General features: G+C 48.1%; 24 protein-coding genes and 1 other annotated feature. Of the genes, 23 read left to right on the forward strand and 1 reads right to left on the reverse strand.

Annotation, left to right across the window (positions count from 1 at the left end; translation table 11 throughout):
• Positions 1-99: 99 nt before the first annotated feature.
• Positions 100-310, forward strand: a binding site (T-box leader).
• A gap of 48 nt (positions 311-358) precedes the next feature.
• The 10 genes from alaS to mtnN all read left to right on the forward strand — a co-directional run bounded on the left by alaS (position 359) and on the right by mtnN (position 9,096).
• Positions 359-2,983 carry an alanine--tRNA ligase gene (alaS, locus tag AC4EHB_RS01325; RefSeq protein ID WP_490980480.1) on the forward strand — a complete coding sequence of 875 codons (2,625 nt, stop codon included), beginning with the start codon at positions 359-361 and terminating at the stop codon, positions 2,981-2,983.
• Between the two features lie 88 nt (positions 2,984-3,071).
• Positions 3,072-3,344 carry an IreB family regulatory phosphoprotein gene (locus AC4EHB_RS01330; protein ID WP_135500710.1) on the forward strand — a complete coding sequence of 91 codons (273 nt, stop codon included), beginning with the start codon at positions 3,072-3,074 and terminating at the stop codon, positions 3,342-3,344.
• Complete coding sequence (ruvX, locus tag AC4EHB_RS01335) at positions 3,341-3,760, forward strand: Holliday junction resolvase RuvX (protein ID WP_490973797.1); 420 nt, start codon at positions 3,341-3,343, stop codon at positions 3,758-3,760. The genes AC4EHB_RS01330 and ruvX overlap by 4 nt, the downstream gene beginning before the upstream one ends.
• A gap of 10 nt (positions 3,761-3,770) precedes the next feature.
• On the forward strand, positions 3,771-4,079 hold the full coding sequence (locus AC4EHB_RS01340; protein ID WP_490973798.1) for a DUF1292 domain-containing protein: 309 nt from the start codon (positions 3,771-3,773) through the stop codon (positions 4,077-4,079).
• A gap of 99 nt (positions 4,080-4,178) precedes the next feature.
• Complete coding sequence (gene mltG, locus AC4EHB_RS01345) at positions 4,179-5,303, forward strand: endolytic transglycosylase MltG (protein ID WP_490973799.1); 1,125 nt, start codon at positions 4,179-4,181, stop codon at positions 5,301-5,303.
• A gap of 99 nt (positions 5,304-5,402) precedes the next feature.
• Positions 5,403-6,014, forward strand: a complete 612-nt coding sequence (locus tag AC4EHB_RS01350; protein WP_490980481.1) for an O-methyltransferase — start codon at positions 5,403-5,405, stop codon at positions 6,012-6,014.
• A 29-nt stretch (positions 6,015-6,043) separates the two neighbouring features.
• On the forward strand, positions 6,044-6,667 hold the full coding sequence (gene udk / locus AC4EHB_RS01355; protein ID WP_490973801.1) for a uridine kinase: 624 nt from the start codon (positions 6,044-6,046) through the stop codon (positions 6,665-6,667).
• Positions 6,668-6,746: 79 nt separating this feature from the next.
• Positions 6,747-7,223, forward strand: a complete 477-nt coding sequence (greA, locus tag AC4EHB_RS01360) for a transcription elongation factor GreA (RefSeq protein WP_490973802.1) — start codon at positions 6,747-6,749, stop codon at positions 7,221-7,223.
• Between the two features lie 137 nt (positions 7,224-7,360).
• Positions 7,361-8,083, forward strand: a complete 723-nt coding sequence (locus AC4EHB_RS01365; RefSeq protein ID WP_490980482.1) for a YrrS family protein — start codon at positions 7,361-7,363, stop codon at positions 8,081-8,083.
• Between the two features lie 311 nt (positions 8,084-8,394).
• The gene (gene mtnN, locus AC4EHB_RS01370; protein ID WP_490973804.1) at positions 8,395-9,096 is read left to right on the forward strand and encodes a 5'-methylthioadenosine/S-adenosylhomocysteine nucleosidase; all 702 of its coding nucleotides are present in this window, start codon (positions 8,395-8,397) and stop codon (positions 9,094-9,096) included.
• A 39-nt stretch (positions 9,097-9,135) separates the two neighbouring features.
• Here the strand turns inward: mtnN and pssA are convergent, their stop codons facing one another.
• Complete coding sequence (gene pssA / locus AC4EHB_RS01375) at positions 9,136-9,675, reverse strand: CDP-diacylglycerol--serine O-phosphatidyltransferase (protein WP_490973805.1); 540 nt, start codon at positions 9,673-9,675, stop codon at positions 9,136-9,138.
• 93 nt (positions 9,676-9,768) lie between these two features.
• On the opposite strand from pssA, the gene AC4EHB_RS01380 reads away from it, so the two are divergent.
• The 13 genes from AC4EHB_RS01380 (at position 9,769) to AC4EHB_RS01440 (ending at position 19,746) form a co-directional block, all read left to right on the forward strand.
• Positions 9,769-10,542 (forward strand): phosphatidylserine decarboxylase, encoded by a 774-nt coding sequence (locus tag AC4EHB_RS01380; RefSeq protein ID WP_490973806.1) that lies wholly within the window; start codon positions 9,769-9,771, stop codon positions 10,540-10,542.
• A gap of 39 nt (positions 10,543-10,581) precedes the next feature.
• On the forward strand, positions 10,582-11,103 hold the full coding sequence (locus AC4EHB_RS01385; protein ID WP_490973807.1) for a YqeG family HAD IIIA-type phosphatase: 522 nt from the start codon (positions 10,582-10,584) through the stop codon (positions 11,101-11,103).
• Positions 11,100-12,203, forward strand: coding sequence for a ribosome biogenesis GTPase YqeH (yqeH, locus tag AC4EHB_RS01390; RefSeq protein WP_490980483.1), 1,104 nt, complete (start codon positions 11,100-11,102; stop codon positions 12,201-12,203). Before AC4EHB_RS01385 ends, yqeH begins: the two co-directional genes overlap by 4 nt.
• A gap of 10 nt (positions 12,204-12,213) precedes the next feature.
• Positions 12,214-13,041 carry a shikimate dehydrogenase gene (gene aroE / locus AC4EHB_RS01395; RefSeq protein WP_490980484.1) on the forward strand — a complete coding sequence of 276 codons (828 nt, stop codon included), beginning with the start codon at positions 12,214-12,216 and terminating at the stop codon, positions 13,039-13,041.
• Positions 13,028-13,327: a ribosome assembly RNA-binding protein YhbY gene (gene yhbY / locus AC4EHB_RS01400; protein WP_490973810.1), complete on the forward strand. Its 300-nt coding sequence runs from the start codon at positions 13,028-13,030 to the stop codon at positions 13,325-13,327. The genes aroE and yhbY overlap by 14 nt, the downstream gene beginning before the upstream one ends.
• A complete protein-coding gene (locus AC4EHB_RS01405; RefSeq protein ID WP_490980485.1) occupies positions 13,324-13,926 on the forward strand; it encodes a nicotinate-nucleotide adenylyltransferase in 603 nt (200 codons plus the stop codon). The genes yhbY and AC4EHB_RS01405 overlap by 4 nt, the downstream gene beginning before the upstream one ends.
• The gene (yqeK, locus tag AC4EHB_RS01410; RefSeq protein ID WP_490980486.1) at positions 13,880-14,455 is read left to right on the forward strand and encodes a bis(5'-nucleosyl)-tetraphosphatase (symmetrical) YqeK; all 576 of its coding nucleotides are present in this window, start codon (positions 13,880-13,882) and stop codon (positions 14,453-14,455) included. Before AC4EHB_RS01405 ends, yqeK begins: the two co-directional genes overlap by 47 nt.
• Positions 14,452-14,790 carry a ribosome silencing factor gene (rsfS, locus tag AC4EHB_RS01415; RefSeq protein WP_490973813.1) on the forward strand — a complete coding sequence of 113 codons (339 nt, stop codon included), beginning with the start codon at positions 14,452-14,454 and terminating at the stop codon, positions 14,788-14,790. Before yqeK ends, rsfS begins: the two co-directional genes overlap by 4 nt.
• Positions 14,787-15,509, forward strand: a complete 723-nt coding sequence (locus AC4EHB_RS01420) for a methyltransferase domain-containing protein (RefSeq protein WP_490973814.1) — start codon at positions 14,787-14,789, stop codon at positions 15,507-15,509. Before rsfS ends, AC4EHB_RS01420 begins: the two co-directional genes overlap by 4 nt.
• A gap of 212 nt (positions 15,510-15,721) precedes the next feature.
• Positions 15,722-16,285 carry a helix-hairpin-helix domain-containing protein gene (locus AC4EHB_RS01425; protein ID WP_490980487.1) on the forward strand — a complete coding sequence of 188 codons (564 nt, stop codon included), beginning with the start codon at positions 15,722-15,724 and terminating at the stop codon, positions 16,283-16,285.
• Between the two features lie 83 nt (positions 16,286-16,368).
• Complete coding sequence (locus AC4EHB_RS01430) at positions 16,369-16,941, forward strand: ComE operon protein 2 (RefSeq protein ID WP_490973816.1); 573 nt, start codon at positions 16,369-16,371, stop codon at positions 16,939-16,941.
• 197 nt (positions 16,942-17,138) lie between these two features.
• Positions 17,139-19,211 (forward strand): DNA internalization-related competence protein ComEC/Rec2, encoded by a 2,073-nt coding sequence (locus AC4EHB_RS01435; RefSeq protein ID WP_490980488.1) that lies wholly within the window; start codon positions 17,139-17,141, stop codon positions 19,209-19,211.
• A 169-nt stretch (positions 19,212-19,380) separates the two neighbouring features.
• Positions 19,381-19,746, forward strand: coding sequence for a hypothetical protein (locus AC4EHB_RS01440; protein ID WP_490980489.1), 366 nt, complete (start codon positions 19,381-19,383; stop codon positions 19,744-19,746).
• The last annotated feature ends 101 nt before the right edge of the window (positions 19,747-19,847 follow it).

The raw sequence follows: 19,847 nt of genomic DNA on the forward strand, positions 1-19,847 counted from the left end.
CAATAATTGAAGGAATAAACGCACCCTCCGCGCAAGAAAAAGCACGGCTATTGACATAGCGGAATCTTTTTCTATATAATTCAGGATATACATTTATACACAAACACCCAGATGGAGAAAGTACAGAATTGCGCGCGTTCAGAAAGAGGTTCCCCGGCTGAAAGGACCTTCGCCCCGCTGTTTTGGAAAGCTACTCCGGAGTGCAGCTAATTCCTGCCGTCACAGCCGCGTTAAGGCATAATGAGAGACACGGAGTTTTTTTGTCCGTGTAATTAGGGTGGTACCGCGAAATAAAGCCTTCGTCCCTTGCGCCAGCGCAAGGGACGAAGGCTTTTTAATATGGCTAGGAGGAGAAAATATGAAAAACATGAAAGCTGCAGACATCAGAAGATTGTATATCGAATTCTTTAAAGAAAAAGGCCACGACCAAGAGCCGAGCGCTCCGCTTGTGCCGTTCGAAGATCCTTCACTGTTATGGATCAACAGCGGAGTAGCAACGCTGAAGAAATATTTTGATGGACGGGTGATTCCGGCGAATCCGCGCATCGTCAACGCACAGAAATCGATCCGTACGAACGATATTGAAAACGTCGGCAAAACGGCGCGCCACCATACGTTTTTTGAAATGCTCGGTAACTTTTCAATCGGCGAATATTTCAAAACAGAAGCCATTCATTGGGCATGGGAATTTCTGGTCGATCCAAAATGGATGGGCTTTGATCCGGAATTGCTGTCGGTGACGATCCATCCGGAAGATGAAGAAGCTTATAGCATCTGGCTCAATGAAGTCGGCGTGCCGGCTGAACGCATCATCCGGCTCGAAGGCAACTTTTGGGACATCGGCGAAGGCCCAAGCGGACCGAACTCGGAAATTTTCTATGACCGCGGCGAATCATACGGCATCGATCAAAGCGATCCTGAAATGTATCCGGGCGGCGAAAACGACCGCTATTTGGAAGTTTGGAACTTGGTATTCTCGCAGTTCAACCACAATCCGGACAATACGTATACGCCATTGCCGAAGCAGAACATCGATACAGGCATGGGCTTGGAGCGTATGGCTTCTGTCGTGCAAAACGTGCCGACGAACTACGATACGGATCTTTTCGTGCCGATCATTCAGAAAACTGAAGAGATTTCCGGCGTGCGCTATGGCACAGACGTCGAAACCGATATGGCGTTCAAAGTTATCGCTGACCATGTCCGAACTGTAGCATTTGCAATCGGCGATGGCGCATTGCCATCAAACGAAGGCCGCGGCTATGTCCTGCGCAGGCTGTTGCGCCGCGCTGTCCGCTATGCGAAAAAGCTGGGCATCGAAAAACCATTCATGTTTGAGTTGGTCCCTGTCGTCGGCGCAATCATGAAGGATTTCTATCCGGAAGTAACCGACAAGCAGGATTTCATTATCCGCGTAATGAAGCTGGAAGAAGAACGTTTCCATGAAACACTTCACGATGGTTTGGCGATCTTGTCAGAAGTTGCAGCTCGACAAAAAGCTGCCGGGCGCAGCGAAATTCCGGGAGAAGATGCTTTCCGTCTTTACGATACGTACGGTTTCCCGGTTGAATTGACTGAGGAATACGCAGAAGAAGAAGGCATGGCAATCGACCACGCCGGATTTGAAACGGCGATGAATGCGCAGCGCGACCGTGCACGCAAAGCACGCCAAAGCGTCAATTCGATGCAGACGCAATCGGAAGTCTTAGGCAATATCAAAGTGGCCAGCGAATTTATCGGCTATGACCGCACGCTTGCAGAAGCGTCTGTGCTCGTCATCGTTAAAGACGGTGATGTGGTAGAAAGTGCTCAAGAAGGCGACGAAGTGCAAGTCATTCTCGACAAAACGCCATTCTACGCGGAAAGCGGCGGGCAGATTGCCGACCGCGGAACGCTTGGCAACGATCTGGTGCAGGCGACTGTGCTGGACGTTAAAAAAGCGCCGAATGGCCAGAACCTCCACTCTGTCCGGATCGATTCGGGCGAATTGACGGCTGGTTCAGTGGCAGCGGAAGTGGAATCTTCCCAGCGCCGCCACACGGTGAAAAACCACACAGCGACGCATTTATTGCACCAAGCGCTGAAAGATGTTCTGGGTACGCACGTTAATCAGGCAGGATCTTACGTAGGGCCAGACCGCCTGCGTTTCGACTTCTCGCATTTTGGAGGCGTCACCAAAGAGGAAATCACGCACATCGAACAAATCGTCAATGAAAAAATCTGGAACGGCATCGCAGTCGATACCGGCTTCCATGATTTGCAGGAAGCGAAAAAAATGGGTGCGATGGCTTTATTCGGTGAAAAATACGGCGATATTGTCCGTGTTGTGGAAATCGGCAATTTCTCGAAAGAGCTTTGCGGCGGCGTCCATGTTATGAATACAGCGGAAATCGGCTTGTTCAAAATCGTTTCGGAAAGCGGCATCGGTGCTGGCGTACGCCGGATCGAAGCGGTTACCGGAAAAGGCGCTTACGAAAACTTGCGGGAAACGGAACAAATTTTGGAAGAAGCCGCTTCGCTTTTGAAGTCTTCACCGAAAGACATGGTCCAGAAAGTTCAATCGTTCCAGCAGGAAATGAAATCAATGCAGCGCCAAAACGAATCGCTGATGGCGAAAATCTCCAATGCACAGTCGTCTGAAATTTTGACTGCGGCTCGTCAGATCAATGACATCACTGTCTTGTCAGCGAAAGTCGAAGCAAAAGACAATAATCAGCTGCGCCAGATGATGGACGATTTGAAACAGAAATTCGACAAAGCGGTAATCGTTCTAGGCGCTGTCGACGGCGACAAAGTCATGCTGATCGCAGGTGTTACAAAAGATTTGGCAGGCGGGAACTATCATGCCGGCCAAATCGTCAAACATGTAGCTGAGCAATGCGGAGGCAAAGGCGGCGGCCGCCCTGATATGGCGATGGCAGGCGCTAAAAATCCTGAAAAATTGGAAGCGGCTCTGGAATCTGTCTACGAACAGCTCAAATAGGTTTTATAAATGCCGGTTATCGTTTATAATGTAAGTCAGGCAGCGAGAGTCAAATTCTCCTATCTAAATCCGAAACGAGGTGCTTGTCGTGAGTTCATTTGATCAAACAATGAAATTCAATCCGTCTGATGAGTCGATGGAGCAGGAAGTGAAGCAAGTCATGCTTCAAGTCCATACGGCACTTGAAGAAAAAGGTTATAACCCGATCAATCAGATTGTCGGATATTTACTGTCAGGTGATCCGGCTTATATTCCTCGCCATCAGGATGCACGCAATATGATTCGCAAACTTGAGCGGGATGAAATCCTGGAAGAGCTTGTGAAATTCTATATCAAAAAGAATAACGGGGAACAAGAATGAGAATAATGGGACTGGATGTCGGTTCGAAAACAATCGGCGTCGCCATCAGTGATGCGTTGGGCTGGACTGCCCAGGGCATTGAGACCGTCAAGATCAACGAGGCGGCCGGTGAGTTCGGCATGGCGCGCCTGGGTGAATTGATCAAACAATTCGAAGTTACCCAAGTTGTCGTCGGATTTCCGAAAAACATGAACAATTCAATCGGTCCACGTGCGGAAGCATCGCAAAAATTTGCAGCTTTGCTCGAAGAAGTATATGCTATACCGGTGGTACTATGGGATGAGCGGCTAACGACAATGGCTGCAGAGAAGATGTTGATCTCTGCGGATGTAAGCCGCAAAAACCGCAAGAAAGTGATCGACAAGATGGCCGCAGTGATGATTCTGCAAGGCTACCTTGATTTTAAAAAATTATGAGGTGACGCAAATGGAACATGGACAAGAGCATATTACAGTCGTTGATGAAAACGGCGACGAACAATTATTTGAAATTTTATTCACATTTGAAAGTGAAGAATTCGGAAAATCATACGTATTGTATTTCCCGGTAGGCGCTGAGGAAGATGACGAAGGCGAAATCGAAATCCAAGCATCTTCATTCACTGAAAACACTGATGTAGACGGTAAAATCGCAGGCGGAGAACTTCGCCCGGTTGAAACGGATGCAGAGTGGGATATGATCGAAGAAATGCTGAACACGTTCCTTGACGAAGAAGAAGAGAACGAAGAACAGTAATCTTAAAAGGAGAAGGACGGAATTGCTTGTTGATTCCGTCTTTTTCTTTTGTCAGGAATTAGGTATACTGGTAAAGGAAAAAGCTAAGGGGGGGAACCCGTGGACAAAGGGTCAAAAAAAGAGATCATGTTTGAACGGATGAAAGAAAAAAAGAAAGAAGGAAAAACCGTGAGGCGCATAGTGGCAATCATCACGCTAGTTGTGCTCTTGATCGTCGGCATCGTCGGCTTCCAGACATACAACTTCGTGAGCGGAGCATTAAAGCCGGTTGATCCGGATTCTGAAAAAGTGGTGGAAATAGAAGTGCCGATCGGTTCAAACCTCGACAGCATCGCTGAACTTCTTGAGAAAAACGGCATCGTCAAAGATGCGCGCGTCTATAAATATTACGTCAAATTCAATAACGAATCGGAATTTCAGGCAGGCACGTACGGTTTGCTGCCGTCGATGACGCTCGATGAAATTACGCAAAGCTTGAAGACGGGGAAAGTCTACCGCGAGCCGCTATTCGCAATTACGATTCCTGAAGGGCTGACGCTTGAGCAAATTGCCGAGAACGTCATCGCCAAGAAAACCGATTTCACTGCGGAACAATTCATGGAGAAAATCACGGATGAAGCTTACGTCGACGAGCTAATGGTGAAATATCCGACTTTGTTGACGGACGAAATCAAAAATGAAAATGTCCGCTACGATTTGGAAGGCTATCTTTATCCGGCCACTTATCCGTTTTATGAAGAAGATCCGTCGCTGACACTGATTATCGAACAAATGCTCAATGCGACGCAAGCAAACGTGGTACAATTCGAAGCTATCATGCAGGAGAAGAAAATGACGCCGCATACGCTGCTGACATTCGCCTCGCTGCTTGAGGAAGAAGCGACATCGCAGAGCGACCGTCAGGCGATAGCCAGTGTGTTCTTTAACCGCATCAATGAAGACATGCCGCTGCAAACGGATCCGACCGTCATTTATGCGATGGGCGAGCATAAAGAGCGTCTATTCAATAAAGACTACGAATTCGAACATCCGTACAGCACTTACACGAACAAAGGGCTGCCGCCGGGGCCAATCGCTTCAGCGGGGATCGAATCGATCCAAGCCGTGCTGGATCCAGCAGATACGAAATATTTCTATTTCCTTGCGGATTCATCAGGCAAAAACCATTTTGCTGAGACCTATGATCAACATTTGGCAAACCGCGATAAATTCATCGGCCAATAAAACACAATAACCCGACAAGAAGGAAGCGACCTCGCATTCCTTCTTGTTTTATGTTAGTATAAGTAGTAATTTTTGCTAGCGCGAGAAGGGGCTTGAATAATGGGACAACTACAATTGGCGGAGACGCTGAAGTCGATCAAAAGCTACGCTGTTCAGCATCATGTGCCGATCATGGAAGAACAAGGCATCGATGAACTGACCCAGCTGTTGGACCAGCAGAAGCCGGCGTCTATTTTGGAAATCGGTGCGGCCATCGGCTTTTCTGCGATAAAAATGGCGCAGGCTTTGCCGGTTTGCAAAATCGACACAATTGAGCGGGATGCCAGCAGATTCGAGCAGGCGCAGAAGTTCATCTCGGAATCGGGCTACGGAGAGCGCATCCGCATTTTCCACGCTGATGCACTGGAAATGGACTTTTCCCTTCTGAAGTCTTCTTATGAAGCCGTCTTCATCGATGCCGCCAAAGGGCAATACGAGCGCTTTTTTGAGAAGTATGAAACGCTGCTGCCGGAGGGCGGAATCATCTATTGTGATAATATGCTTATGCACGGGATGGCGGACCAGCCGCTCGCCGATATACCGCGAAGAAAGCGGACGATGATCCGCAACATCAAGAAATTCAGGGACCATATGATGGAAAATCCGCTGTACGAGGTGCAATTACTGCCAGTAGGCGACGGTATCATGGTCTGTAAGAAGAAAAGCCAATAAAAAAGTCGATTTGCAAGGAGCTTGGAATAATGTCGAAAAACCGTCCGGTGGTAATCGGGATAGCAGGAGGTTCGGGCTCGGGTAAAACCAGCGTCACGAATTCTATTTATGAAGTGTTTAAAGAACATTCGGTCGTCGTGATCGAACAAGATTATTATTACAAAGACCAAAGCCATTTGGCTTTTGAAGAGCGTCTTGAAACGAATTATGATCATCCATTGGCATTCGATACGGATTTGCTTATCGGCCATGTCAATAAACTATTGGACCGCGAAGCGATCGAAAAACCTATCTACAACTACGCAATTCATACACGTGCTGAAGAAACGGTACATATTGAGCCGAAAGATGTCATCATCCTGGAAGGTATTTTGGTTCTAGAAGACCAGCGTCTGCGGGAATTGATGGACATCAAATTATTCGTCGATACCGATGCGGATTTGCGCATCATCCGCCGCTTGCTGCGGGACATCAACGAACGGGGCCGGACAATCGATTCGGTGATTGAACAATACCTGACAGTAGTGCGCCCGATGCACAATCAATTTATCGAACCGACAAAGCGCTACGCGGACGTTATCATTCCTGAAGGCGGCCAGAACGAAGTGGCAATCGACTTGATGGTTACAAAAATTAAAACAATTCTTGAATAGATTGCCAGATTATAATATGATGATACGAGACTGACGGATGTATCGCATCTAGGGTCAGCAGTTGAAGGAGTGGGGAAAAATGGCTACTGAAAAACAATTTCCGATGACAGCTGCAGGAAAGCAGAAGTTGGAGGATGAACTAGACTTTCTGAAAACGATCAAACGCAAAGAAGTGGTTGAACGGATTAAAATCGCCCGTGATTTTGGTGATTTATCTGAGAATGCAGAGTATGACTCCGCAAAAGAAGATCAGGCATTCGTCGAGGGACGCATTTCGACATTAGAATCGATGATCCGCAACGCAGTAATCATAAATGAAAACGAAAAAAATAAAGATATGGTCCGTTTGGGCACAACGGTGACTTTCGTCGAAGTTCCGGACGGCGACGAAGAGTCTTATACAATCGTTGGATCAGCAGAAGCGGATCCGCTTGAAGGCCGTATTTCCAATGATTCGCCTATCGCGAAAAGCATGATCGGCCGCACTGTCGGCGAGATTGTCAAAGTGTTGACGCCAGGCGGCGAAATGGAAATCAAAATCGTATCAATCACTTGATGAAGAAAAACGGCCATTCCAACAAATGAATGGCCGTTTTTGGTAAAAATCGCTCTCCCTTGGAACATTACGTGCGCCCAATCGTCCTATGCGTTATGTGGCAACACGCTAAAAACATTTAAAGAGGAGGCATTTAAATGGCTAATGAAGAAAAACGATATCCTTCTCGCTTGAATAAGAAGAATCGATCCAATCCTGTCATGAATAATAAAAACCGGTCCAACTCGGTCTTGAACATGATGATCGGGCTGGTCTTCACTTTGATCCTCATTACAGGAGCATTTATTTTTCTTGATAAGGAAGAAGGAAGCATTGAACAGCCTGAATCGGTAAAAATCGCTTCTGAAACGGAGCAAGAAGAAAGCGGCGCAGCGGATGAACCGGAAGGCGAACCTGCTGACAGCGGCACTAAAGCCGACTCTAAAGAAGAAGAAGCTGAAGAAGCTGAAGAAGCTACTACCGAAAAGGAAGAGAAGCCTGAAGAAACAAAAGAAGGCAAAGTAACCGGCGGAACCATCACGAAAGAAGATTCAAACGATCCGGTCGTTAAAGAAACGATCATCAATACCAGCTGGGAGCCAGTCGGCACAAAGCAAAAAGGCGAGCACGTTTCCGTTTATGAAAAAGGCTCAGCAGACTGGAATGAAAAAATCAAAGCGATTTCTTACGCTACAGGCTTGGCTGAAGGCGATATGTACATCATGATGATTAAAAACGGCGGAGGCCCGCAGAAATCAATCGGAGTGGTGCAGTCCAAAGACCAATCGAAGAAATACCGCGTCCATATGGAATGGGTTGACGGCAAAGGCTGGAGCCCAGTCAAGTTGGATGTCCTAAAAACACTGAAGGGCGCCTATTAAAAAGGCGTCTTTTTTTATGGCTATATTATTGTCTAATGATATCTAATTATCGATATTCCGCAAAAATAACTGCGCTTGCCGCGGGCAAGACATGGGCCGAAGCTTGCAAGGTCCATGTCTTTGTCCCGAAGCTAGCGCAGCGATGCAAAAGCAGAAGGTCTTTAGCAATGAGACGAGTGTTCTTCTCGGCTTCTTGCGAGAGCCATGCCCTAAGCGTCCAAAGTGGAATATAGGAGTTGATTTCTTGTGTTCAAATTTTATAGTTTCCTTATATAGAAATGAAAACAGCTAACAGAAAGGAAGTAGAATAGATGAAAATCGGTGTGATTGGTGCAATGGAAGAAGAGGTTCATTTGCTGCGTGCAAGCCTTGATAACGTAAAAACGGAGGAAATCGCTAATTGCGAATTCACCTCTGGAACGTATAAAGGGCAAGAAGTTGTTTTATTGAAAAGCGGCATCGGCAAAGTTAATGCCGCGATGTCAACAACGCTGCTGCTTCAGCAATTCAAACCGGATGTTGTCATCAATACCGGCTCTGCTGGAGGCTTTGATGCGGAACTTGAAGTCGGTGCAATCGTCATTTCCGATGAAGTCCGCCATCATGACGTTGACGTCACTGCTTTCGGCTATGAAATGGGCCAGGTGCCGCAATTGCCGGCTGCATTTCTGTCCAGTGCAGATTTGATGGATCACGCGGTGAAAGCGGTGGAAGAGCTTGGTGAGCATGCTTATGCAGTTGGCCTTATCGCAACCGGTGATTCGTTCATGGACGATGCGGAGCGCGTGGAAAAAGTTCGCGGCCATTTCCCGTTGATGAAAGCAGCCGAAATGGAAGCGGCGGCTGTTGCCCAAGTATGCCATCAGTTCGGCACGCCGTTTGTCGTTATCCGGGCATTGTCGGATATCGCTGGCAAACAATCCAATATTTCGTTTGAAGAATTTCTGCCAGTGGCGGCAAAACATTCCACACAAATCGTATTAAACGTTGTAGACCGCATAGCGGCCCAATAAAAAAAAAGCTGGAGGCGGCAATCGAGCCGCTTCCAGCTTTTAAACTTTTTTAAGGGTGAATGTACTGACCATCAACAACGAGCACAGCAAGAACAGGAACATATAAGCGACGGGCGGGATGACCGCTAAGCCGAAATAGGACAAGGTGACAACTGTGCCTGCCGCTGTGATCGGCAAGCCGGTGAAATAACCGGTAGACTCTGAAATGTTAAAGCGTGCCAAGCGGAACGCGCCGCTTGCGATATAAATGACAGTAAATGCCATGCCAGCGATGCCGAAATCTACAAGCACAAGCTCGTACATCAGGATTGCCGGGGCTACTCCGAACGAGATGATGTCGCTCATGGAATCCAGCTGTTTGCCGAGTTCCGACTCCTGGTTGAATTTCCGTGCGACCATGCCATCGAAACGATCTAAAAACGCGGCTATGAAAATGAATAAAACACTAAAGCTATAATAGCCGTTAAGCGCTGCCATTAAAGACGCGCCACCAAAAGCCATATTGCCAATCGTGATCATGTTTGCGGCTTGGGATCTCAATTTTTTAATTGTGTGATCCATCCGTTCTATGAGTAGCAATGGAAAACACTCCTTTGTCATAAACTTCTTTAGTTCATTATACTGCCTAAGGCCAAAAAATGGTAGACTATTTTAAGCAACGGAGGTGTCTATATGAAGAAAAAGCTTTACCAACGTTCGATCGAATTGACTAATGGCCCGATTACTTCCGGCCTAATCAAACATTTCGCCAAGTCGCGGCTTAGCCGTAGAGCGGTTCCGGGATATATTAAGACTTATAAAATAGATATGGCGGATGTCGTCGGGCCGCTGAATTCATTTCCAACGCTGCATGACTTTTTTATCCGCCAGCTGAAAGATGGAAGCCGGCCGAGTGCAGAACAAGCAGTGGTGTCGCCCGTCGATGCCAAAGTGGAAATCGCCGGCGATCTCCACGACAACATCCATTTCTTGGTGAAAGGGCAGCAATATTCTTTGGAAGATCTGCTGGCCACCCCGGAGCTGGCTGATTTCTACCGCGATGGCAAATACATTGTACTGTATCTGTCCCCAGCAGATTACCACCGCATCCATAGCCCGGTCGATGGGAATGTGCGGAAGCAATATGTTTTAGGGAAAAAATCGTATCCGGTGAACCAGGCAGGGCTGCAATTCGGCAAAGCCCCGATCAGCGGCAATTACCGGATGATCACCGAGCTCGACTATGCCTGCGGCAGGCTCCTGATGGTCAAAGTGGGCGCCATGTTCGTCAACTCGATCGAGCTGACAAACTTCGGCACGAGCTGGAAAAAAGGCGAAGAAGCTGCATATTTCAGTTTCGGTTCAACCGTCGTGATGTTTTTTGAGCGCGGCAAAGTCGAGTTCAGCGCCAATGTGCAAAACGGAAATTCAGTCAGGGTGGGAGAAGCCCTCGTCCATATGTTATAATCAGTTGAATTAAGTCCGTAGAAACAGGAGTTGTCAATTATGTATCATAAATTCGTACCAAGCCAATATGTAAAAAAAGTGTTTGATATCACGCCGCAAATGCTATTGGACAAAGGGATCCGCGGAATCATTACCGACCTCGATAATACGCTGGTGGAATGGGACCGTCCGGAAGCTACACCAATGCTGATCGATTGGCTGCGCTCAATGAAAGATGCGGGGATCCAAGTGGTCATCGTTTCGAACAATAACGAATTGCGCGTGAAATCTTTTGCGGATCCGCTTGGCATTCCGTTTATCTACCAGGCACGGAAGCCGATGGGCCGTGCATTCAGAAAAGCGCTCAAGCTGATGATGGTCAACCGTGAACACGTTGTGGTCATCGGGGATCAGATGCTGACCGATATCTTCGGCGGCAACCTCAATAAGCTTCATACGATTCTTGTGTTGCCAGTGGCTCAGTCCGATGGCTTTTTTACCCGTTTCAACCGATTGGTGGAGCGCAGAATCATGAAAAGACTTAAAGATAAAGGCCAGATTATGTGGGAGGAAGAAAATTGAACGAAATGCCAACTTGCATCGGATGCGGTGCGTTAATCCAGACAGAACGCCAGGGAGAATTGGGCTATGCACCGCCATCTTCCTTAGATAAAGAAGAAATCATCTGTCAGCGCTGCTTCAGATTGAAAAATTACAACGAACTCCAGCCTGTATCGTTGACGGATGACGATTTCTTGAAAATTTTAAACGGCCTCGGCGAGAGAAAAGGCCTGATCGTTAAAATAGTCGACATTTTCGACTTTAACGGCAGCTGGCTGCCAGGACTCCATCGCTTTGTCGGCAGCAATGATATTTTGCTGATTGCCAATAAATCGGATTTATTGCCAAAATCGGTCAAGCAGCATAAATTGATCAATTGGATGAAACAAGAAGCGAAAAAACTTGGCTTGAAACCGATTGACGTGCTGACAGTCAGCGCTCATAAAGGTACTGGCATCGTTGAAGCGATGGAAGCGATTGAGCATTACCGGAAAGGCCATGACGTCTATGTTGTCGGCAGCACGAATGTTGGGAAATCGACATTCATCAACCGCATCATCAAACAGTCGACTGGGCATTCAGATATCATTACGACTTCCCATTTTCCAGGAACAACACTTGATATGATTGAAATCCCGCTTGATGACGAAAACTCGCTTTTCGACACGCCAGGGATCATCAACCACCATCAATTGGCGCATTTTCTGCATTTAGAAGATTTGAAGATGATCATGCCTAAAAAAGAAATCAAACCGCGCGTCTTCCAGCTTAACCCGGAACAAACGCTTTATATCGGCGGCTTGGCCCGCTTTGATTTCATCCATGGCGACCGCTCTTCATTCACGGTCCATGTGTCCAATGATTTGCCGATACACCGGACAAAATTGGAAAATGCAGATGCCTTGTACGAACAGCATTTAGGCGGAATGCTGGCACCGCCATCCGCGGAATTCAAAGACGACTTCCCGGAATTGGTGCGCCATGAATTCCGAGTCAAAGATAGCAAGACCGACATTGTCTTTTCAGGGCTTGGCTGGATTACGGTTCAGCATCCCAATGTGGTCATTGCCGCCTATGCACCGAAAGGCGTGGAAGTTATTTTGCGTCCATCCTTAATCTAGGGGGATTTTGATGAAAAAATGGTATGCAGTCATTGGGGATCCGATCGGACATTCATTGTCTCCGTTTATGCACGAGAAATGGTTTGAAGAGCATAACATCGACGCGGTTTATATTCCGGTCCGTGCGGAACCATCCGAACTTGAAAAAGTGTTCCATGCCATGAAAACTTTAGGCGTCAGCGGCTTTAATGTGACGCTGCCCCATAAACAGGCCATTATACCGCTGCTCGATAATCTTGACGAAACGGCCATTGCCATGAACGCAGTCAATACGGTAACGTTTGATGGCAAGCGGACAATGGGCTGGAATACAGACGGCGATGGCTTTGTGCGTTCGCTGATGGCAAAGCAGCCGGACCTTAAAGGCAAAGTGCTGGTCATCGGTGCGGGAGGGGCGGCAAGAGGAATCGCTTTCGCTTTGAAAAAGGCAGGCTTTGAATCGATCACCATCACCAACCGCACTTTCCGGCGCGCCGAGGAATTGGCGGAAGCCATGAACGGAGCCGCGTTGACGCTGAGGGACGCTGAGGGATCGCTTGCGGAGTTCAGCACCATTATCCAGACCACTTCTGTCGGTCTTGCCGAAGATGAAGGGCTGCCGTTATCGCTCGACCATGCGGCAGCCGGCACGCTTGCAGCGGACATCATCTACAATCCGCTCGAGACGCCGTTTTTGAAAGCGGCTGAAGCAAATGGTTGCCGGACATTGAACGGCATCGGCATGTTCGTTTATCAAGGTGCTATCGCTTTCGAGAAATGGACGGGCGCCAGTCCGGATACAGAAGAAATGATTAGAATTCTTACGGAAAAATTAGGAGGCAATTATGTTAACAGGTAAACAAAAGCGTTTTTTGCGCAGTGAAGCGCATCATTTAGACCCGATTTTTCAAGTTGGAAAAGGCGGCGTCAGCGGAGCAATGCTGCGCCAGATCGAAGAAGCATTGGAAGCCCGCGAATTGGTGAAAATCAGCATTCTTCAAAACAACGAAGACGGCAAACATGATGTTGCTGAGCAGCTGTCCCAAGGTACTAAAGCGGAATTGGTGCAATTGATCGGCCATACGGTCGTTCTTTACAAGCCATCCGTCAACAATAAACGCATCGAGCTACCAAGAAAAGGATGAAAAAAGTCGGGATATTGGGCGGAACATTCAATCCTCCTCATCTCGGCCACCTGATCATGGCCAATGAAGCTTTTCATTCTGCCGGGCTTGATGAAGTTCGCTTTATGCCGAATTTCATCGCACCACATAAAGAAGTAAGCGGTGCAAATGCAGGCCAGCGTCTGGAAATGGCCCGCCTGGCAATTGATGGGCATACCGGTTTCCGTGTAGAGGATTTTGAAATACAGCAAGGCGGCGTTTCGTATACGTATGACACCATGCTGAAATTGATGGCCCTCGAACCGGACACCAAATTTTACTTTATCATCGGCGGCGACAGCATCGCCGACCTGTCTTCCTGGCACCGGATTGATGAACTCGCCAGGCTGGTCCGTTTTATCGGCATCAGCCGGCCAGGCTATGAAAATACAACCCCGTACCCTGTGCGGATGATCGATTCGCCAGAAATGCATTTGTCATCGACGATGCTCCGCGACAGGATGGCGCAAGGCAGAACCATTTCATTTCTCGTACCGGAAAAAGTGGAAGCTTTTATTCGAAAGGAGCGGTTATATGGACCAGAGTGCAATGTTGCAGAAGGTGAAGACACGCCTTCCTGAAAACCGTTACAATCATGTTCTAGGCGTGCTCGGCACATCGGTGGAATTGGCGAAACGTTTTAATGTGCCGGAAGAAAAGGCACAAGTGGCAGCTATTCTGCACGATGTCGCGAAGTTTTCGGACCGGCAGTGGATGCAATCGGTAATTATTTCCCAGAAAATGGATCCCCTATTGCTCGATTACCACGCGGAATTATGGCATGCGCCTGTCGGGGCATATGTTGCGAGCTACGAATTCGGCGTAAACGATGAAGATGTATTAAACGCCATCCGCTACCATACAACGGGTCGGGCAGGCATGTCTGACTTAGAAAAAATCATTTATGTTGCCGACATGGTCGAACCCAACCGCAAATTCACTGGAGTCGATGAATTGCGACAATTAAAAGAACAGGGATTGGATGTTATGATGGAAGCCTGCATCAAACATTCCATAGAATTTCTTGTATCAAAAAATCAACCGGTTTTTCCGGATTCATTGAAGTGTTACGAATACTTCACGAAACAGAAAGGGAAAGTGAAAGAATGACTAAACAAACTTTACTCCAAATGGCTTATAATGCCGTAGAAGATAAAAAAGCCGAGGATATTGTGGTTTTGAATATGGAAGGCATTTCGCTATTAGCGGATTACTTCCTCATCTGTACAGGAAACTCAGACCGCCAAGTGCAGGCAATTGCGCGTGCTGTGATTGAACAGTCCCACGAAGCCGGCAATGAAGTGAAAAGTGTCGAAGGATTTGACGCTGCGCGCTGGATTCTTGTTGATATCGGAGATGTAGTGGTTCATGTATTCCATAAGGACGAGCGTGATTATTACAACCTTGAGCGTCTCTGGAGAGAAGCGCCGACAATGGAAATATGAGGTATGGGAAATTTGCGTCAGTTTATGATGAACTGATGGAAGATATTCCGTACGAAAAGTATGTGGAATGGGTCGGATCCTATGTCCAGTCGGGGAAACTCCTCGATCTGGCTTGCGGGACCGGGACCCTTTCGCAGCTTTTCAGCGAAGTCGGATTCGATGTGACGGCGAGCGATTTGTCGGAAGACATGCTGACCGTTGCGAGCAATCGCTTCACTGAAGCAAACTTAGCAATTCCGGTGCTGCAATTGTCGATGGATAACTTAGAAGGCATCGGCGGCTTTGATGCCGTGACGATTGCCATCGATTCGCTCAATTATTTGGAAACGGAAGAAGAAGTTAAACAAACTTTCACTGAAGTGCATGCCGCTTTAAATAAAGGCGGACATCTTTTCTTCGACGTCCATTCTCTTTTTAAAATAGATCTTGTCTATATGGACAGCCCGTTTGTCATGGATGGCGAAAACGTCGCCTATATTTGGCATACGGAAAGGGGCGCCCATGCCCATAGCGTCATCCACGATATTACGTTTTTCATGCGTCACGGAGAAGCGTTCGAACGTTTTGAAGAAACCCATGAACAGCGGACATTTCCAGTAGAAACCTATAAGGCTTGGCTGGAACAGGCAGGCTTCCAAGTGGAATCAGTAACCGCCGACTTCACCGGGCAAAGCCCGGACGATGAAAGCGAGCGCATCTTTTTCCACGCAATTAAATAACCTGCAAAACCCCCGCGGCACGCCCGCGGGGGTTTTCATGCGCTTTTGCGAAGCAGGAGCCAAAAAATCGATAGACAGCAACTGGTAATTCGTATACAATTCAGACAGCTTCATTAATTGCCTCCTTGTGAAAGGAGCGCTCACCGCTGAACCTATCCCAGCTTCGCGGAAAATTAGGCTGGCTTGCCATCCCGGCAGCTGCAGCCCTGGCCATGGCCATCTATATCCTCTTCCCCCAGAGCGATCCGGAACTTGTTCCGGCTGAAACTCTTGAACAAATCCAAGCTGAGCCACCTCAGCAGACGGAAACCCCCACCCAGCAAGATGCACTCCCAGAAACCATCATGATCGATATCAAAGGGCAAGTCGCAAGCCCAGGCGTTTTTGAATTGCCGGCAGGCGCGCGTGCCAAGGACGCCATTGCAGCGGCGGGCGGCTTTTTGGAATCCGCCGACCCGACGGCCATCAATCTTGCGTTGAAAGTCCAGGATGAAATGGTGTTATATGTGCCGGCGGCAGGCGAAGAACTCCCTGTGCTTGCCAGCCCTGTGCAGGCAGGATCAGCAGCAAGGCCTGATGGCGGGTTGATCGACATCAATTTGGCTACGGATGTGGAATTGATGGAACTCCCGGGAATCGGACCTTCAAAAGCTGCGGCCATTATCGCGTACCGGACAGAAAACGGCAATTTTGAAAAAATCGAGGATTTGAAGGATGTCACGGGCATAGGTGATAAGTCTTTTGAACAATTGAAAGACGGCATCACGGTTCGGTAAAAAGCATTTGAGCCGGATGGATGGTTGACGAAAATCCACCCTCTGCTACACTTATTTTAAACAGACAAGCAGGAGGCAATTAGATGAAGCGAATAACTTGGGACCAATTTTTCATGGCGCAAAGCCATTTGCTGGCACTTAGAAGCACATGTACACGTTTGGCCGTCGGAGCGACAATCGTTCGGGATCGCCGCATCATGGCGGGGGGCTATAATGGCTCTATTTCCGGCGGCGACCATTGCATCGACCAAGGCTGCTTCGTCGTGGACAACCATTGCGTACGCACCATCCACGCGGAAATGAACGCCTTATTGCAATGCGCGAAATACGGCGTCAGCGTCAACGGAGCGGATATGTACGTCAGCCATTTCCCGTGCCTGCAATGTTCGAAATCGATCATCCAGGCAGGCATCGCCCGGTTGTATTATGCGGCTGATTACAAAAATCACTCCTACGCCATCGAGTTATTTGAGCAGGCCGGTGTGGAAGTCATACAGGTTATGTTCGACGAACGTAAAATCGATTTCCTGAGCGTCGAGAAAAACAGGCTGTACATGGAAATGCTTGAAAAGCTGCGGGAAAAAGGCAGCACTGAAGAAGAATTGGCCCATTTTACTGAACGGGTGAATGAATTATTCGGAGAAGTGGAAGTGTAAGCGGAAATTTTCTTCTATACAACGCGGCGGCGGTCATTATTGCCACCTATGCAGCCCATGAAACAGCGAAAGAGCTTGTCTTCATCGGGCTGCTTTTTTGTTGGATGTTCTGGAAACGCGAAAGAGCGAAACTGTTCATTCACATATTTGCAATAACTATCCTTGCTTTTGTGCTGCAGGAGCAGCGCGTCCCCGCTGTGATTACAGCCCCAGCTTACAGTGGTGAACTGGATTTTGCAGGAAACTACACGATTGACGGCGATAGCTTGCGCGGCTTTGCGGAACTTTCGCCTGGGCAAAAAGTTTATGCCTCCTACCGATTCAAGGATGCTGAAGAAAAAGCGGCGATTGAAGCAATGCTGCCGGCATCGAAGTTGGCAGTTTCCGGTGCATTCGAGGCCGCTTCAGAACCTTCGCATCGCTTCTCGTTCGATATGGCCCGCTATCTTGAAACAAACGGGGCTTCTGCGCTGTTCGTAATTGGAGCGATTGACGGGGCACAAGCACAGCATACGTTTTATGCCAAGATGCTGCAGCAGCGAAAAAAGCTGGGCGCGCACATCAATGCGACGTTTCCCACAGCACTCGCCACTGAAGCGGAAGCGTTGCTGATAGGAGAGCAGCGGGGGATGGGCATCGAGGAACGGCAAATTTACCAGACGCTTGGCATCTCGCATCTCTTTGCGATATCCGGGCTTCATGTCGCGATTGTTGCGGGGCTCGCTTATTGGATCCTGGTCCGGATGCGCGTCCGCAAAGAATCCGCGCTGCTCGTGCTGCTGGCTGTGCTGCCGCTTTACGCCATCATGGCGGGAGGTGCACCATCCGTGTTGCGCGCAGTGTGCATGGTCAGCTTAGTATTGGCCGGCAAGCTCGCCAATATCCGGACAGGAGCATCCAGCGTGCTGCTCGGAAGCCTCATATTCTTCGTCATTTGGAACCCGTATGCAATCTACAATATCGGTTTTCAACTATCATACGGTGCTGCGTTCGGCATCATCTACTCGCGGCAGCTTTTGGCTAGGTGCACATCTGCTTTTCAGCAAGGGCTGCTGATTACGTCAATTTCACAAATGACGCTTTATCCTATTCTGCTGTTCCATTTTTATGAAATTTCATTGTCGGCTTTTGTCGTCAACAGTCTTTTTGTGCCGCTTTATACCTTGGTCATTCTGCCCGTGAACTTGCTTGCCCTAGGCCTGACGCTGGTATTCCTGCCGGCTGCGGATGCATTGTTCTTCATTTATGGACCTTGCAGAGAGTGGATCGGGGACGGGATGCGCTGGCTTGCGTCATGGCCGCATCAGATGTGGAATCCGGGGCGTCCCGCGCCATGGCTGGTAATGGGGCTCATAGCGAGCGTTGGGCTGTTTTACGGTCTCGCCGAAAAAAGATTTCGTGCGCGGCAGCTATTGATTGTTCTTTTGCCGGCAACTTTGTTTACGGCTATGCCATACCTAGATCCTAGTCTGAAAGTGGCCTTCCTGGATGTCGGCCAAGGCGACAGTGCGATTATTGAGTTGCCCCATAGGCGAGCCGTATATGTAATCGATACCGGAGGGCTTTTGCGCTTCGGTACGGAAGAATTCCGCATGAAAGAGCGGCCGTTTGAAATTGGAAGGCAAGTGGTGGTGCCATACCTGAAAGGGAAAGGCATCTCGGCAGTCGACCTCCTCATACTCAGCCATGCAGATGCAGACCACGCCGAAGGAGCCGAAGAATTATTCAAAGCGCTGCAGATCCACAATCTCCATCTGACGCCCGGCTCTCAAACGACGCCGATCATGCAAGAGTTGGCTATCGATGCCAGTGAGGCAAAGCTGAGCTATCCCATAAGCGGGAGCGGCTGGACGGAAGGAGCAACCCGATTCCGTTATTTGTCTCCAACAGATACCGAATACAGCGGCAATGACGATTCATTGGTGCTGCTGTTGCAAAACAGCGATTTCCGTGCACTGTTCACGGGAGATTTAGAGCTTGCAGGTGAAGAAAAAATTGTGGAAGCTTATAGCGGGGAATTAACCAACTTAAGCATCTTGAAAATCGGCCACCACGGCAGTAAAACGTCCAGTGGACAAGAATTCCTGGAAGCGGCAATGCCGAAGCTGTCGATTTTCTCCACCGGCAAAGACAACCGGTATGGGCATCCGAACCCCGAAGTGGTAAAACGTTTCAAGGACTTAAAGCTGCCGGTGTTGAACACAGCGGAAACCGGCACAATCGAAGTGGAATACCTAAACGGTGAGTTGAACATCCAGAAAATGCGCTGACACCAAAAATGGCCGCTTGAAAAACGAGAATAGAAAAGAGACAGTGCGGCAGTAAATTTTGCCTGCTGTTTTTTTCTTTAGCTATCAGAAGCGGCATTCCATATTTTACAAATAAATGTATACTGAATGTATATCGTAATTTCTTAGTTACCAAAGGGTGGGTGTGGAAATGGCAGAATGGCTGTTGGGGTTGTTATATCAAGTGGTGGCTGGAATTGGAAGGATTCTGGGCTGGATCGTTTCAGATATGGCAGAAAATAAAATATGCAGGGTTATAGAAAATTATTTTACAAATGACACGAAACTAGAAAAAAACGTAAAAGAGCTGGCTGGAGAGGGGTGGTTTGATGAACTGGCCAACGATTTCCGCTATAGCCATATCATTTGGAATAATAATCGGGTCAGGCGCTATTTAAGCGATAATTCCAATATCCGTTTATTGAAAAAACATGAAGAAGAACAGCTGAAGTTTATCGAAATGGTGAAACAGGAACATAGGAAGTTTGCAGGCATTTCATCGAAAGAATCTAGATAAGCGATCCGATAGAGATCGGGTTAGGGAAAGATTTAAGGCGCAGTGTTTTAGAATGAATTTCTGTAAGAGGCTATCTCCGGTGAATAATCGGAAATGGTCCT

Source organism: Planococcus sp. TJ-302, assembly GCF_058268455.1.